This window comes from Parabacteroides sp. 52 (genome assembly GCF_010500925.1).
Classification (GTDB): Bacteria; Bacteroidota; Bacteroidia; order Bacteroidales; family Tannerellaceae; genus QVMG01.
Window position 1 is genome coordinate 42,133 of record NZ_QVMG01000014.1, and the last position, 16,990, is coordinate 59,122.

At 43.3% G+C, this 16,990-nt stretch carries 12 protein-coding genes; 7 read left to right on the forward strand and 5 right to left on the reverse strand.

What is annotated here, in order from left to right; all coding sequences use genetic code 11:
* Positions 1-7 precede the first annotated feature (7 nt).
* The gene (locus D0T51_RS09090) at positions 8-592 is read right to left on the reverse strand and encodes a helix-turn-helix domain-containing protein (protein ID WP_163728257.1); all 585 of its coding nucleotides are present in this window, start codon (positions 590-592) and stop codon (positions 8-10) included.
* A gap of 376 nt (positions 593-968) precedes the next feature.
* Between D0T51_RS09090 and D0T51_RS09095 the strand changes: the two genes are divergently transcribed.
* The 5 genes from D0T51_RS09095 to D0T51_RS09115 all read left to right on the forward strand — a co-directional run bounded on the left by D0T51_RS09095 (position 969) and on the right by D0T51_RS09115 (position 7,918).
* A complete protein-coding gene (locus D0T51_RS09095) occupies positions 969-1,238 on the forward strand; it encodes an OadG family protein (protein ID WP_163728260.1) in 270 nt (89 codons plus the stop codon).
* A 23-nt stretch (positions 1,239-1,261) separates the two neighbouring features.
* A complete protein-coding gene (locus D0T51_RS09100) occupies positions 1,262-3,166 on the forward strand; it encodes a biotin/lipoyl-containing protein (RefSeq protein ID WP_163728262.1) in 1,905 nt (634 codons plus the stop codon).
* Positions 3,166-4,401, forward strand: coding sequence for a sodium ion-translocating decarboxylase subunit beta (locus D0T51_RS09105; protein WP_163728265.1), 1,236 nt, complete (start codon positions 3,166-3,168; stop codon positions 4,399-4,401). The genes D0T51_RS09100 and D0T51_RS09105 overlap by 1 nt, the downstream gene beginning before the upstream one ends.
* Before the next feature lie 203 nt (positions 4,402-4,604).
* Positions 4,605-6,632, forward strand: coding sequence for a DUF349 domain-containing protein (locus D0T51_RS09110; RefSeq protein ID WP_163728268.1), 2,028 nt, complete (start codon positions 4,605-4,607; stop codon positions 6,630-6,632).
* 101 nt (positions 6,633-6,733) lie between these two features.
* The gene (locus D0T51_RS09115; RefSeq protein ID WP_163728271.1) at positions 6,734-7,918 is read left to right on the forward strand and encodes a hypothetical protein; all 1,185 of its coding nucleotides are present in this window, start codon (positions 6,734-6,736) and stop codon (positions 7,916-7,918) included.
* Here D0T51_RS09115 and D0T51_RS09120 read toward each other — a convergent pair whose 3' ends face one another.
* The 4 genes from D0T51_RS09120 to D0T51_RS09135 all read right to left on the reverse strand — a co-directional run bounded on the left by D0T51_RS09120 (position 7,919) and on the right by D0T51_RS09135 (position 11,865).
* Positions 7,919-8,587 carry a bifunctional 4-hydroxy-2-oxoglutarate aldolase/2-dehydro-3-deoxy-phosphogluconate aldolase gene (locus D0T51_RS09120; protein WP_163728274.1) on the reverse strand — a complete coding sequence of 223 codons (669 nt, stop codon included), beginning with the start codon at positions 8,585-8,587 and terminating at the stop codon, positions 7,919-7,921.
* Positions 8,588-8,624: 37 nt separating this feature from the next.
* Positions 8,625-9,668, reverse strand: a complete 1,044-nt coding sequence (locus D0T51_RS09125) for a sugar kinase (protein ID WP_163728277.1) — start codon at positions 9,666-9,668, stop codon at positions 8,625-8,627.
* A 104-nt stretch (positions 9,669-9,772) separates the two neighbouring features.
* On the reverse strand, positions 9,773-10,942 hold the full coding sequence (gene uxuA / locus D0T51_RS09130; RefSeq protein WP_163728291.1) for a mannonate dehydratase: 1,170 nt from the start codon (positions 10,940-10,942) through the stop codon (positions 9,773-9,775).
* Positions 10,943-11,052: 110 nt separating this feature from the next.
* Entirely contained in the window at positions 11,053-11,865 is an 813-nt protein-coding gene (locus D0T51_RS09135; protein WP_163728278.1) for an SDR family oxidoreductase, read from the reverse strand.
* Positions 11,866-12,060: 195 nt separating this feature from the next.
* Between D0T51_RS09135 and uxaC the strand changes: the two genes are divergently transcribed.
* Positions 12,061-13,464, forward strand: a complete 1,404-nt coding sequence (gene uxaC, locus D0T51_RS09140) for a glucuronate isomerase (RefSeq protein ID WP_163728283.1) — start codon at positions 12,061-12,063, stop codon at positions 13,462-13,464.
* Positions 13,465-13,591: 127 nt separating this feature from the next.
* The gene (locus D0T51_RS09145; protein ID WP_163728286.1) at positions 13,592-16,864 is read left to right on the forward strand and encodes an AsmA-like C-terminal region-containing protein; all 3,273 of its coding nucleotides are present in this window, start codon (positions 13,592-13,594) and stop codon (positions 16,862-16,864) included.
* Positions 16,865-16,990 lie beyond the last annotated feature (126 nt).

Sequence of the window (16,990 nt, forward strand, 5' to 3'; positions counted from 1 at the left end):
AATATAATCAATAAGGAGTATATACTATCCCCAGGATACGTGCTGTTTCATTGGAGGCTGCATGCACATGGTGAGCGACAATAGAATCATAGTAAATACTATCACCGGCATTCAGTATATAGGTATTCTTTCCATAGTTAATTTCAATCACTCCTTCCAAGACATAAATAAATTCTTCCCCTTCATGCATGGACAAGACAAAATCCACCCCCTCTTCCGATGGAGAAACATCGATCAGAAAGGGTTCCATATGACGTCCCGACTTATCCTGCGAGAGCGAGTGGTAGCCCATATGTTTACGTCCTTGGGATTCATTATTCGTAAATCCGATACTGTTCGTATCTGTACTGTCTTTTTTCCGACAGATCACCGGCCCAAGTTCGGTCTGATCATCCAGAAATGTTCCCAGGCGCACCCCCAACACACGTGCTATTTTAATAAGGGGGGCCAACGATGGGAAATCCAGATTTCCTTCAATACGTTCTATTTGTTCGATACTTAAGCCGGAACGAGAAGCAACTTCTTCTAAAGTAAGCTGCTTTGATTCACGAATACCCTTGATTTTCTCTCCGATAATCTTGTTGTTTCCCATACTACGATTTGATACTTATTTATTCTCTTTTGATTATGATTTGTAATAAGAAGATGCAAATTTACATCAATATTTCATTTTTCATAACAAAACAGAGAGAAAAACAAAAGCAAATACTCTTATCTGTATGATTAAAGGATAAAGACAAACCCACCCACTTTTGTTACAATTCATAAGTAAATACGCATATTTTCTTCCGATTGAATATTTATTCCAAAACAAACCTTCCCTTTTTTCATTTTTTTATAGAAATGGCTATTGGAGGGGCTTGTCTAATTTAGTAAGTTTGCAACTGTTTTTTAATTTAGCTAAAATAGTTCCAATTGATTACATCTGGTATCAATACGTTTTTTAGCGCGCCACAAAATAAGATTATATGGAAAACATTCAAACAGGACTTTTATTGATGACAGTCGGGATGACTACAGTATTCATAATCCTTCTGATAGTTATTTACCTGGGCAAAGGACTTATTGCATTGGTAAATAAATATGTTCCGGAGGAGGTTATTGTAAAAAAACAAAACCCGACACGTGTAGCAGTTGCAACAGGGAGTATATCTTCCCAAGATACGGCAGCAATTGTTTCTGCTGTTAGTGCTGCCACAGGTGGACAGGGCAAGGTGACAAAGATTGAAAAAATATAAAATCATATACTTAATTTAATAGCATGAAAAGAGAGATCAAATTCAGTTTGGTTTTCAGGGATATGTGGCAATCTGCCGGCAAATATGTTCCCACAGTAGACCAACTGGTCCGTGTAGCCCCGGCCATTATAGAGATGGGTTGTTTTGCTCGCGTTGAAACAAATGGAGGGGGATTTGAACAAGTAAACTTACTTTTTGGAGAAAATCCCAATAAAGCGGTTCGTGAGTGGACTAAACCTTTCCACGAGGCAGGTATTCAAACCCATATGCTGGATCGCGCCCTGAACGGATTACGGATGAGTCCGGTTCCGGCTGATGTACGTCAGTTATTTTATAAAGTCAAAAAAGCGCAAGGGACAGATATCACCCGTACCTTCTGCGGATTGAATGATGTGCGTAACATTGCACCATCCATCCAGTATGCAAAAGAGGCAGGTATGATTTCACAATGCGCCCTTTCCATCACCCACTCCCCTATCCATACGGTAGAATATTATACTAAAATGGCATTGGAACTGATTGAATTGGGAGCAGATGAGATCTGTATCAAAGACATGGCAGGTATAGGTCGCCCCTATTCATTGGGACAAATCGTAAAAAACATCAAAAGTAAATATCCGGAGATACCTATCCAATACCATAGTCACGCCGGTCCGGGCTTCAGCATCGCCTCCATCCTGGAAGTATGTGATGCCGGTTGCGATTATATCGACGTAGGTATGGAACCGCTTTCCTGGGGAACCGGACACGCTGACCTGTTGACCGTACAAGCCATGTTGAAAGATGCCGGATATATCGTTCCGGAAATCAATATGGAAGCCTATATGAAAGTACGCAGCATGGTACAGGAATTCATGGACGATTGGTTGGGATTGTATATCAGCCCTAAAAACCGTTTGATGAATTCCCTATTGATTGCTCCCGGATTACCGGGGGGAATGATGGGCAGCTTAATGGCCGACTTGGAAAAGAACCTGGAGACAATCAATAAAAGTAAACAAAAAAATAACCTTGCATTGATGACTCAAGATCAGTTACTGATTAAGTTATTTGATGAAGTGGCTTATGTATGGCCTCGTGTAGGCTATCCTCCATTAGTTACCCCGTTCAGTCAGTATGTAAAAAACCTGGCTATGATGAATGTGATGCAGATGGAAAAAGGAAAAGCACGCTGGAGCATGATTGCTGATGACATCTGGGATATGCTACTGGGAAAAGCAGGTCGCTTACCAGGCACCTTAGCCCCTGAAATCATTGAAAAGGCTAAAGCAGAAGGACGCGAATTCTTCACCGGTGACCCGCAAACGAACTATCCGGACGCATTGGATAAGTACCGGAAAATGATGAACGAAAAACAATGGGAAGTAGGCGAAGATGATGAAGAACTCTTCGAATACGCTATGCACCCTGCACAATACGAGGCCTACCGCTCCGGAAAAGCCAAAGTTGAATTTATTGCAGACGTTGCTAAACGGAAAGCAGAAAAAGCAAATGAAGGGCAGGCTGCCACCAGCTCCGCTCCTGCAACAACAGCAATGGTTCTACCAACTACTCCCCAGGTAATGAGCGTAGATGTAAACGGTCAATCCTATCGGGTAACGGTTGCTTTTGGAGATACGGGCAATACTCCTGCTACTCCTGCGGCAACTCCCCAAGCGGCGGTTACTGCTCCGGCTAGCGCTCCTGCCTCCGGTGCCGGACAAGAAGTGCTCTCTCCTTTAGAAGGCAAATTCTTCCTGGTGAAAGACACTTCGGAAACACCACTTAAAGTAGGTGATATGGTAAAAAAAGGTGATCTGCTTTGTTATGTAGAAGCAATGAAAACCTATAATGCTGTGCGCTCAGAGTTTGATGGAACTATCACTGCCATCCTCCTCACCCCTGGTGATACAGTAGGTGAAGACGACGTAATAATGACGATACAATAATGGGAGATATATTAAAAAATTTATATGAGATGACTGCGTTCAGTAATATTATTGCTGAACCGCAGTTCTTGATCATGTACGCCATTGCACTGGTATTGCTCTATTTAGGTATCAAGAAGCAATACGAGCCACTCTTATTGGTCCCAATAGCATTCGGTGTACTACTGGCCAACTTCCCGGGAGGAGAAATGGGAGTAACACAGGCGAATGAGGAAGGGCTTATCAATGTTCAGGGAGTCATGAAAAATATCTGGGAAATGCCATTGCACGAGATTGCACACGAGCTGGGTATTATGAACTTTCTTTATTATATGTTGATTAAGACAGGTTTTCTGCCTCCCATCATCTTTATGGGTGTAGGGGCTTTGACCGATTTTGGTCCAATGTTAAGAAACTTACGCTTATCCATCTTTGGTGCAGCGGCTCAACTGGGTATTTTCACAGTCTTATTAGTGGCCATCTTGATGGGATTCACCCCTCAGGAAGCTGCCTCGTTGGGTATTATCGGTGGAGCAGACGGACCTACGGCCATCTTTACTACCATCAAATTAGCCCCGCATTTATTAGGGCCTATTGCCATAGCAGCTTACTCCTACATGGCACTGGTTCCGGTGATTATACCTTTGGTAGCAAATCTATTATGCACCAAAAAAGAGCTGAAGATCAACATGAAAGAACAAGAGAAGAAGTTCCCTTCAGACACAGAAATTAAAAATATGCGTGTATTGAAGATTCTCTTCCCGATAGCAGTGACTATCATTGTGGCCCTGTTCGTCCCCAGTGCAGTTCCTTTGATCGGTATGTTAATGTTCGGTAACCTGATAAAAGAAATAGGTTCATCTGTTAGCCGTTTATTCGACGCTATATCCAATAGTATCATGAATACGGCAACAATCTTCCTGGGGCTTTGCGTCGGAGCTACTATGACAGTTGATGCATTCTTGAACTGGACAACAATTGGTATCGTCATAGGTGGGTTCCTTGCCTTTGCCCTTTCTATCTCGGGTGGTATTCTGTTTGTCAAAATATTCAACCTATTCACTAAAAAGAAGATCAATCCGCTGATCGGAGCAACCGGTTTGAGTGCGGTTCCGATGGCCTCTCGTGTGGCTAACGAAATCGCCTTGAAGCATGATCCTAAAAATCATGTACTTCAATATTGTATGGCCAGTAACATCTCTGGTGTTATCGGTTCTGCTGTTGCAGCAGGGGTATTGATATCATTCTTAGGATAAAGAATAATTAATAATAAGAGGGCATAGACTGTATAATGAATACAGTCTATGCCCTTTTTATTTCCCCCAAAACCTTTTTTTATTCATAAACCGTTCGTTTTCTTGAAATAATTGTATTCAAATGCTGTAATCCAAAAATATTTACTTTAATTTGTGACCTAATTATTTGGAAAGTGATTTCCTTTTCTTAAATGTGATTGAATATGAAGGACACTCTTGAAACCAATTTGCCGGAAGAAACGAACAAATTGGAAGATGCTAAGGCTCCGATGGAAACGACGGAAAGTAGTACAACAGAAAGTAACGTAGTAAACCAGGCAAAACCTGAAGAGATGGTTGCTGAAGTAGTAACGGAAGAAGCTCCCGCTACAGAAGAACCATTGGAAGTAATTAAACCAAGCGAACAACCGGAAGCATCTGTTTCTGAACCTGCTGTTGAAGAACAACCGGAAGAGTCTACTCCTGCAGAAACAGTAGCTGAAGAAACGGCAAACGAAAAGCAAGAAGGGTCCTCGGCCACAGATAAACTAACCAAAGAAGAAATCATCGTCAAATTAGCAGAGTGGGTAGTCGCAGCGACAGAACCTGCACGAGGCGAGGTGGAATCATTAAAACAAGCATATTACAAACTTCGCCGCAATGAAGTGGAAGAACTCAAAAAGATCTTCCTCGAAGAGGGTGGAATAGAAGCTGATTTTAAAGCTCCGGACGATGAAACAGAGGTTAGATTCAAAGAATTACTCGCTTCTTATAAAGAAAAGCGTGCCGCGATACATGCTGAAGAGGAAAAGGTAAAAGAAGCGAATTACACACTCAAACTTCAATTGATCGATCAATTGAAAGCCTTGACGGAAAGCCAGGAAGATTTCAATAAATTATACAACGAATTCAAAGATATCCAACAACGTTGGAAAGAGATCAAACTGATTCCACAAGAACATGCCAATGATCTGTGGAAAAGCTATCAGGTCTACAGCGAAAAGTTCTATGATATCATCAAGATAAATAATCAGTTCAGAGATTACGACTTTAAGAAAAATCTGGAATTGAAAACAGCCCTTTGTGAAACAGTTGAGAAATTAGAAGAAGAAACGGATGTTATCTCCGCATTCCATCAATTACAAAAGCTGCATCAACAATGGCGCGAAATAGGACCGGTGGCCAAAGAATTGCGTGAAGACCTGTGGACACGTTTTAAAAATGCTTCCACAACAATCAACAAACGTCACCAGGAACATTTCGAAAAACTGAAAGAAAGAGAACAAGAAAACCTGGAGGCTAAGACTGCTATTTGTGAACAGATAGAAGCCATCGATTTTGAAACGATCAAAACATTTAAAGACTGGGAAGAAAAAAACAAAGAAGTGATTGCTTTACAGGAAAAATGGAAAACAATCGGTTTTGCTCCTAAGAAATTCAATGTCAAAATATTCGAACGCTTCCGGGCTGCCTGTGATACTTATTTCAACAAGAAGAGTGAATTCTACAAAGGGATCAAGGAAGATATGGAAAAGAACCTTGAACAAAAGAAAGCTCTTTGTGAACAAGCCGAAGCATTAAAAGAAAATACAGACTGGAAAGAGACTACGGATAAAATGATTGCTCTCCAAAAAGAGTGGAAAAAAGTCGGACCGGTCACACGCAAGCATTCCGATGCTATTTGGAAACGTTTTATTACTGCCTGTGATTATTTCTTTGAACAAAAGAATAAAAATGTGGTATCCCAAAAGAGCGTGGAACAAACCAACCTGGCAGCCAAAAAAGAATTGATTGAAAAAATCAATACACTGCCGGAGATTACAGACGCTGATGAAGCTCTGACTCAGCTAAAAGCGTATATATCCGAATGGAGTGGTATCGGTTTTGTGCCTTTCAAAGAAAAGGATAAGATATACAAAGAATTCCATGAAGCTGTAGACAAACAATTTGATAGACTGAAAGTCGATAGAACCGATCGTAAAATGCAATCGTTCCGCAACAACCTGAACGACATGGCCAACGATGAAAAAGGAAAAGGCAAATTGTACGGCGAACGGGAAAAACTAATGCGTATGTACGATAGAATGAAGAATGAACTTCAAACATACGAAAACAATATCGGATTCCTCAGTATTTCTTCCAAAGGAGGAGGCGGTCTCGTGAAAGAAATGGAACGCAAGATCGAAAAGATCAAAGAAGAAATGGAATTGACGATTAAGAAAATTAATGCGATTGATGAAAATCTGGAATAGGGCTGCATACTGATCTCAGAGATCAGCCTAAACGGAAGTTGACAGTTAAGCGTTGTAAAAACGTTTGGTTGTCAACTTTCATTTTATACGATAAAGAAACAGTGAAATTACATCTTTTTAATCCGGGATATGAAATGGGGGTATGGATCGGCTCTGTAAACTATACGGCACCGGGAAACATACAAAGAATGCGTGAAGAATTGGCCCTATTGCCTGTCTGGTATGCAGCTCCCCATGATTTTGTCTGGGTAAAAGAACCTGTTCCAATAGACTCTTTTACTGCTTTACCTTCTGATTTTCCGGCACTAGCTACTCAGGTAAACCCTCACGAACTAACAACCTCTTCGTTTCCCCTGATGGAAGCCTGCCCCTGGGGATTATCGCCCCAAAGCATACACGCATTCGAAGAAGTGCAGCAAACCTGTGAAAAGATTCATATACCGACTTGGAAAGAGGCATACACCACTTTAATAAATCGAAAGACTGCAGCTATATGCCTGGATAAAATACGTGAACAATTACCCGGAGTATCCCTTCCCACAACCCCCACCTTCTGTTCTTCCATGAGCGAAGTGCAATTGTATATGAAGCACCACCTCCCTCCTTTTATGTTCAAAATGCTTTACTCCTCCTCCGGACGTGGACTCCTATGGATAGAGGATCCAGAGTTACAGGAAAAAGATGCCGAATGGGTGACCGGAGCTATCCGAAAACAAGAAAACATAAGCATCGAACAAGGCTTAGAGAAAAAACTCGACTTCGCCATGGAGTTTTATATAAAAGAATCAGGAGAGACGAGCTTTGAAGGCCTTTCCCTGTTTGAAACAGCCGGAAAACGATTCTATTCGGGCAACCGCCTGGAGCCCCAGGAGAAGATGCAAAAAAAAATAACCGAATGGATAGGAGAAGAATCCTACCGGGAAGTACAAACTGTAGTCAGTCGTGTTTTAAAAGAAGTCTACGGAGGCATTTACACGGGATATCTCGGAGTGGACATGATGGTATATACCAACGAAAGAGGAGAGGTAACCATCCACCCCTGTGTGGAAATCAATATGCGCTACACAATGGGTATGGTTGCTTTGCGGATATTCGAACGTTTCGTTGCTTCGGAGGCTACCGGCTATTTTCAAATAACACACGAGAAAGAAGCCTACGCCCTTCATGAAGCCATGCAAAAGGAATACCCCTTAAAATGGAAAAGCGGAAAGCTCCTCAAAGGATACTTCCCGCTTTGTCCTGTCTACCCGGAAACACGTTACCGGGCATATGTGATCATAGAATAATCAGCGTACTTCCCGGATAATATCCAAAGACTCTTTACAAAGTGCAGATATTTTATCCCACTCTTTCGCTGCAATAACCTGGGCTGGGAAAAGATTCGACCCCATGCCCACACAAGAAACTCCTGCTTTTACCCAGGCACTCAGATTTTCTTTTGTCGGTTCCACACCGCCGGTTACCATAAGCATAGACCAAGGCATAGGAGCCTTTACATTTTTCACAAAAGAAGGACCTCCCACATTGCCTGCCGGGAATACTTTGCACACATCGCATCCTACTTCCTGAGCATAACCAATCTCACTGACCGAACCACAGCCCGGTATATAAGGAATCAAACGACGGTTACACACCTTTGCGATCTCCGGATTAAACAGAGGACCTACCACAAAGTTTGCCCCTATCTGCAAATAGATAGCTGCCGTAGCCGGATCCACAATGGAGCCTATCCCCAGAATCATTTCCGGACATTCTTTGGCAGCGAACTTTACAAGTTCAGCAAATACCTCCTGAGCAAAATCACCCCGGTTAGTAAATTCGAAAACCCGTACACCACCAGCATAACAGGCCTTCAACACATTTTGAGCAACCGTTATATCGGCATGATAAAACACAGGTACCATACCTGTTGAACGCATTGCTTCCAGCGTTTGTAGTTTATTGAATTTAGCCACTTTATTCTAATTCTAAATTGTAAATTATTATGATCTATTAGCGGGAAACACGGCCGGAGCCATCCCCTCCCATTAGTTTTTCAACCTCATCAACAGTCACCTGGTTATAATCCCCATAAATCGTATGTTTCAGGCAAGAGGCAGCAACGGCAAATTCCAACGCCTTCTGGTCATCAGAAGGATAAGAAATCAATCCATAGATAAGTCCCCCCATGAAAGAGTCACCCCCTCCTACACGATCCACAATATGTGTGATATCATAACGACGGGATTGATAAAGCTTACCATCGGCATACAAAACACCTCCCCAGGTATTATGGTTGGCATTCACGGCACCACGCAAAGTGATAATCACCTTCTTCGCACGGGGGAAACGTTTTTGCATCTGTACACAAACCGACTCAAACTCAGCTGCATTCACTTCACCATGAGTGGCTGTCACATCAAATCCTTCCGGTTTAATGCCAAAGACCATTTCACAATCTTCTTCATTGCCTAAGACCACATCACAACAGGCTACCAAAGCAGGCATCACTTCAGACGCTGTCTTTCCATATTTCCATAAGTTCTTACGGAAATTCAAGTCACAACTAACAGTCACACCCAGTTTGTTTGCCGCCTGCAAAGCTTCCAGACAAACATCGGCTGCTCCCTGGGAAATGGCCGGAGTAATACCTGTCCAATGAAACCAGGTCACCCCTTTCAATACTTCTTCCCAATCAATCATTCCCGGCTGAATATCTGCAATAGAAGAGTGCGCCCGGTCATATACGACCTTACTGGCACGGGCTACAGCCCCTGTCTCTAGGAAATAAATACCTAAACGGTCCCCTCCATATACAATATGATCGGTTCCTACTCCATATTTACGCAAGTCCATCACACAAGCTCGTGCGATATCGTTCTTGGGTAAACGAGTTACAAATTCAGCCTTTAAACCATAATTGGCAAGCGATACAGCTACATTGGCCTCTCCACCGCCAAAGGTGGCATTCAGTTTATCCGTCTGATTGAATCGGAGATAGTCCGGAGTAGCCAGACGTAACATGATCTCTCCAAAAGTAACAATTCTTTTTTCCATGTTTCTTTTATGTAATTTTCAAGACGGAGACACAAAAACACAGATAATAATCAAAACTTCAGTGTCTTTATGTCTCCGTTTTTATTCGGGTACAAAGATATGTATTATTTCATAGATTTAGCGATACCCATCTCTAAACCTCTTAATTCGGCTAATCCGCGAAGACGTCCGATACAAGAATATCCCGGATTCGTTTTTTTATGCAAATCATCGATCATCAGGTGTCCATGATCCGGACGCATAATGATACGACGTTGTAACTTCTGCTCCACTTCAAGTAAGGCTTTCATGACTCCATACATATCTACATCGCCCTCCAAATGATTGGCTTCATAGAAATTACCTTCTGCATCTCCCTGGGTACTACGGAAATGAACAAAGTAAATACGTTCGCCCCAACGGCTTATCATGCCGGCCAGGTCATTATCCCTGCGGACACCATAAGAGCCGGTGCAAAGACAAAGACCATTGCTCTCATTCGGCACGGCTTCCACTATTTTGCGGAAATCTTCTTCCGTACTGAGAATACGCGGCAAGCCCAGGATCGAATACGGAGGGTCATCCGGATGGATCACCATCTTCACTCCCGCCTCATCAGCAACAGGCGTGATCTCTCTCAGGAAATAGATCAGGTTCGCACGCAGTTTCTCCGCATCGATATCTTTGTAACGATCCAATGCTTCCTGAAATTGCTGTACCGTAAAACTCTCTTCCGAACCGGGTAAACCGGCAATGATATTACGGGTCAACAACTCCCGTTCTGCCGCATTCATTCCCTCAAAGCGCGCTTTGGCTTTTGCTTTTTCCGCTTCCGTATAGGCTGCCTCCGCTCCGGGACGTTTCAGTATGAAAAGATCAAAGGCTATAAATGCCGCCCTCTCAAAACGAAGCGCCTTGGAACCATCCGGCATTTCATACAATAGATCGGTACGGGTCCAGTCCAATACCGGCATAAAGTTGTATGTCACTACTTCGACGCCACAAGCACCTAAGTTGCGGACACTCTCTTTGTAATTATCTATATATTTCTGAAAATCACCCGTCTGCGTTTTGATATGTTCATGCACAGGTACACTTTCTACTGCCACCCATTTCAAACCGGCATCTTCTACCGTTTTTATCCGTTTCAGGATCTCTTCTTTGGTCCAAACCTCGCCATTAGGTATATGATGCAATGCAGTTACAATACCTGTAGCCCCAGCCTGACGTATATCGGCTAAACTGACGGGATCGTTCGGCCCGTACCAGCGCCATGATTGTTCACATAAATACATTTCGTTCATTATTAATTGTTTATTACTAATCGGTAAACGGTAATCGTCAATTAGAAGGTCATCCTTTTCCCTTCTCTGTTATAATTGACAATTTTATAATTTATAATTATTTAGATCGTATAAGCATCGAACCCGCCATCTACGATAGCCAACGTGCCGGTAACAAATTTAGAGGCGTCACTGATCAGATACTGAATGGTTCCAAACAATTCATCCGGTTCACCAAAACGATTGAATGGAGTATGGGTTAATATCGACTTGGAACGATCGGTATAAGATCCGTCCGGATTCAATAATAAAGATTCATTCTGTTGTGTGATAAAGAAACCGGGCACAATCGCATTCACGCGCAGACTGGATCCGAATTTTTGTGCCAATTCTGCTGCCAGGTATTTGGTGAAATTGGCGATGGCCGCTTTGGCACAACCATACCCTACCACACGTGTCAACGGACGCAAGGAGGAGATAGAGGCAAAATTCACGATACATCCTTTTTCTTGTTTAGCCAATTCGGGAATAAAGGTCATCGTTGGTAATACAGTTCCAAATAAGTTCAAGTCTACCACCTTACGGAAAGCATCAATCTCCAGATCCAGAATTGTTTTATCCGGTGGAATAGTTGCACCTGCCATATTTCCTCCGGCAGCATTCAACAAAACATCTACCTTTCCATATTTGGCCACAATATCCGCCCGGTTTTGCTCCAATACTTCTTTACTTAATACATCCGACGCAAAAAAGACGGCCTCCCCTCCCTGAGCATTGATTTCTCCGACTAATTTCTCTCCGGCTGCTGCATCCCGGTCAAGGATAGCAATCTTTGCTCCTTGCCCTGCCAGATAACCGGCAATACCTTTTCCTAAAATACCGGCTCCTCCGGTAATTACGATCACTTTTCCTTCTACACTAAATAAGTTTTCCATGTTTTTCTATCTTATTTTATTAAATGATTCCACTTATCTATACCCACCCCGCGGATGAACATTTGCACAAATGTAATAAATTTTGTTACCGCCCCATGTGTTCGCACACAAAAAAGTAAAACAATGCTTGTTTCTTCCGCTTTTTTTTGCCTATTTTGCCTACCTGAATACGCATTATCAATAAAAAAACAACATATGAAAGCATTTATGGATTCCAATTTCCTATTGCAAACAAAAACAGCACAGGATCTTTATCACAAGCATGCGGCAAAAATGCCTATTATCGATTATCATTGTCACTTAGATCCCAAATTAGTTGCTACCGATCATCGCTTCCGTTCCATCACCGAACTTTGGCTGGGAGGTGATCATTATAAATGGCGCGGTATGCGCACAAACGGGATAGACGAACGGTATTGCACCGGAGATGCCACCGATTGGGAAAAATTTGAGAAATGGGCAGAGACCGTTCCTTACACCATGCGCAACCCTCTTTATCACTGGACGCACCTCGAATTACGCACAGGATTTGGTATCACCAAGCTTTTAAATCCTTCTACTGCCCGGGAAATATTTGACGAATGTAATGAGAAACTGCAATCTCCCGAGTTTTCTGCCCGTGGTCTGATGCGGCATTACAACGTAGAAGCAGTCTGTACCACCGACGATCCGATCGACTCTTTGCAATGGCATAAACAGACCCTGGAGAGCGGCTTCGAAATCAAGATGTATCCGACCTGGCGCCCGGACAAAGCCATGGCCGTAGAGAATCCGGAAACTTACATCGCCTATGTCAATCGTTTATCCGAAGTGAGCGGTATCTCTATCGCTTCTTATCCCCAATTACTGGAAGCCTTAAAAAAACGGCATGACTTCTTTGCCGATCATGGCTGCCGGCTTTCGGATCATGGAGTAGAAGAGTTCTATGCAGAAGACTACACAGAAACAGAGATAAACACGATCTTTAACAAAGTCTATGGAGGCATCCATCTTACCCGGGAAGAAATACGTAAGTTTAAATCGGCCTTATTGGTCGCTTTTGGGGAGATGAATTGGGAAAAAGGCTGGACACAACAATTCCATTACGGGGCACTTCGCAATAACAGTACCCGCCTATTCAAAAAATTAGGACCGGACATCGGCTGCGACTCTATCGGAGAATACACCACTGCCGCTGCATTGTCTAAATACCTGGATCGCCTGGATCAAAACGACAAACTGACCAAAACAATCATATACAACCTGAACCCTTGTGCCAATGAGATGATTGCCACCATGATCGGCAACTTCCAGGATGGTACCCTACCCGGAAAAATACAATTCGGCTCCGGCTGGTGGTTCCTCGACCAGAAGGATGGCATGGAAAAACAAATGAATGCCCTCTCCTCTTTAGGATTGCTCAGTCGGTTTGTGGGTATGTTGACCGACTCACGCAGCTTCCTTTCTTACCCGCGTCATGAATATTTCCGTCGCACCTTATGTAACCTGATTGGTACAGATGTGGAAAATGGAGAATTACCGGCCTCTGAATTACCCTTCCTGGGACAAATGGTCGAAGATATCAGTTATAATAACGCAAAGAATTATTTCAAGTTCTAAGCAAATATATATTTCGCTTATCTCATTTCTCAAAGGGCTGTCCAAAAGAAAAAATGGACAGCCCTTTTTTTATTTCATCAGATTTCTTTTTCCTACCTTTGCCTGGTTCCTTTTTATTTGCGTGCACATGAAAAACAAAAAGAAAACTCTATTCATTCTACTTGCCTCATTTTGTACAATCGTTTTTGTATTGCCACTTATTGCATTCTGCATAATAAACTGGGGCATACTTCCTTCCCATAAATTAACCCCGCTCGTAGTCAATGAGGTGAATAAACGCATTGACGGACAACTCGCATGTGAGAAAATAGAACTGACATTCCTGTCGACTTATCCCCATTTAGGACTTCGCATAACGAACGGGAATCTCCTCTCCCATGCCATGAAAGACAACCCCAAAGATTCGGTCGCCGACAACCAGCCGATTGATTCTCTCTTGCATTTCAGCCAGACGACCCTCGTTCTTCATCCCTTAGATTATCTGTGGGAAAAGAAAATAACCATCGGGGAAGTATGTATAAATAATCCGTATTTTTATGGATATATAAGGGAAGACGGAAAGGCCAACTGGGATATATACAACGATGAGACAGAGCCTTCCGACACTTCCGACTCCTCTATTTCTCTACCGACGATCGACCTGCAGAAAGTGCGTATAATAGAAGGGCATTTCATCTACGACGACCGGCAAGCCAATATGTATGCAGAGATAGAAGGATTCTTCCTGCAATCGGCCGGCTCCTTGATTGACGGAGGAAATACATTAGCCATCGAAACAGGATCGTCCTCTATCCTGTTCCAAAGCCCGGACTATACCTTAAAGAACTCCCTGGCCCTGCACCTCAAAAGCAACATCGAATTAACCGATCATTTTCATACTGTGACATTATACGGGGCCGAAATGAAGATAAACAATCTACCCTTTACCGCCGACGGCTCGGTAACCAACCTGCCCGATAGCAAAATGATCGGTATCAACATCGAGATGGGACTGAAGGCATCAGATATGAATGACCTTTTGTCTTTTATCCCCGATATTTATCTGCAAAACCGGGAAAATATCCTAACAAACGGAGCTGTCACATTGGATGTCAACATCATGGGTGAACTGGGAGAAAATGCCATTCCTACAGTAAATGCCTGTTGCCAAGTAGAAAAAGGTTCTTTTTTCCTCAAAGACGTCAAACAAGGCATAGACAATCTGGAACTGGATATGGATCTGCATATCGACGGAATGGAACCGGCATTGTCTTCCATAAAGCTGGAAAAATTGATCCTGGAAGGATTGAATACATCCCTGTCCATACGGGGGGAGGCTAACAATCTACTTCTATCCCCCGCCGTACATGCCTCAGTAAAAGGACAAATCGACTTTACCTGCTTGGCCGAGGAATTTCTTAACCCGGATACTCTTTCCCTGCAAGGCCTGATTGATACAGACCTGGAGACTTCTTTCCTATTAACAGACCTGATGGATGGTCGCTACAATAACGTAAAGATAAAAGGCAACCTGGATATCGATACCCTTATCGCTCGAAGCCTGCCTTACGACCTGGATATGTTTGTCTCTCATATGCACTTTGCTGTCGACTCAAGCCAAACAACAAGTTCCTATATCGCGGGCAATGATTTGATGAAGGCTCTATTTACGGTCGACAGTATGCAGATCAGATACAAAGAAGAAATCAACACCAACCTGACCCGGCTGCACCTGACAGCTAAAACATCACCGACGATCGATACGACTGCCGTCATGCCCATCACTTCCCATATACAGATCGAAAGCATCAGAACCCGCTTACCCGACTCCGTATGGGTGGTAGCGAAGAACACCTATCTACGTGGAGGTATCAAACCGTCGGAATCAGATAAACAGATCCCCCAACTCCTGGCCGGCATAACCGTCGACTCCTTGCGCTACTTCGATATGCCTTCACACATGGGAGCTATGTTCGCCAACAGCTCCTTCAGTATCGAAGCGTTGCCTTACAGAGATGCCATCCGCCAACGCTTCCAATCTCGTCAGCCAGACAGTACCCGCGTTTTGGCCCGAAGAGACACCACCGGCAGACAAATACGTGCAGCCGGAAGAACGAACAGAACAAATACAAACGATACAGCAACTCCTTCGGGTGAGCTCTTAAAAAACTGGGAGGTACGGGGAAGTGTAAGTTTCAATCAGATGCGCCTGTTCAGCCGGATGTTTCCCCTGCCTATGCATATGGAAAAAACAAAAGTGAAATTCGATACAAACAACATCCAATTCTCCGATGCCCTCTTCCACGCCGGCAAAAGCTGCTTCAAACTAAACGGAGAAATCAACAGCATACGCCGTGCCCTCCTTCGGGGAGGCAAACTGCAGGGTAAATTCTCCCTCTCCTCCGATTATATCGACTGTAATCAGTTGATGCAAGCCATAAATAAAGGTATGTTATATGCTGAAAGCCAACTATCCCAACCGGAATCCGGAAAAGAGGAAAAACAACTGGAAGAAATAGAAAACAACGTTTTACAAGATTCCATGACGATGCAAACGGATACGACAGAATTGCTTTTTGTTGTGCCTGCTTTTCTCGATATGGCTTTGGATATAAACGCCCGGAAAATCGATTACAAAGAACTGAATATGGAGAATGTGACCGGAGAAATTGTGCTGCGTAACCAAAATATCAACCTGCGCCGACTTGATATGCAATCGAACATAGGCAATGGAAACATCAGTATGTTCTATTCCTCTTCCCAAAAAAAACAAGCACAGGTGGGCTTTGACATGAGTATGCATAATATATTGGTAGAAAAACTGATCCATTTATACCCCGCCATCGACAGCCTATTGCCAATGTTACGCTCTTTCGAAGGGGTGGTGGATTGCCAGATGGCTGCGACCTGTGACATCGACTCTACCTCTTCCATTATCCTGCCTTCCCTTCATGCCGGTTGTTATGTACATGGAAAAGATATGGTCTTACTCGATGGGGAGACTTTCACGGAGATATCCAAAACCCTTATGTTCAAGAACAAAGAGAAAAACCGGATTGACAGTATCTCTGTCGACCTGGCCATCAAAGACAATAAAATAGATATCTACCCCTTCCTGATAGAAATCGATCGTTACCGGGTGGCCGTAGGAGGCACACATAAACTGGATATGAATTTCGACTATCATGTATCCGTCCTCAAATCACCCGTTCCTTTCAAACTGGGTATAGACGTCACAGGCAACCTGGATAAACCCAAATACAAAATCACCAAATGCCGCTATAAAGACATCTTCCAACCAGCCAAAGAAAAAGAACTGGAGGCTAGCCGAAGCAACATACGCGCAGAATTACGGGATTTCATCCGGCAACAAATCCTGTCAAACGCACCGGAACTGGCCCTCACCGCCCCGGAACCTTGAAAGGGCTCCACTTTTCAAATGGAATCATAGATCGCTTCGCAAAGCGTAAAGCAAAATGGAGAATAAGGTAGTGACTAGCACTATCCTGGCTCCTCTTCTTGGATAAGAAGAGGGGGACCACTGCTT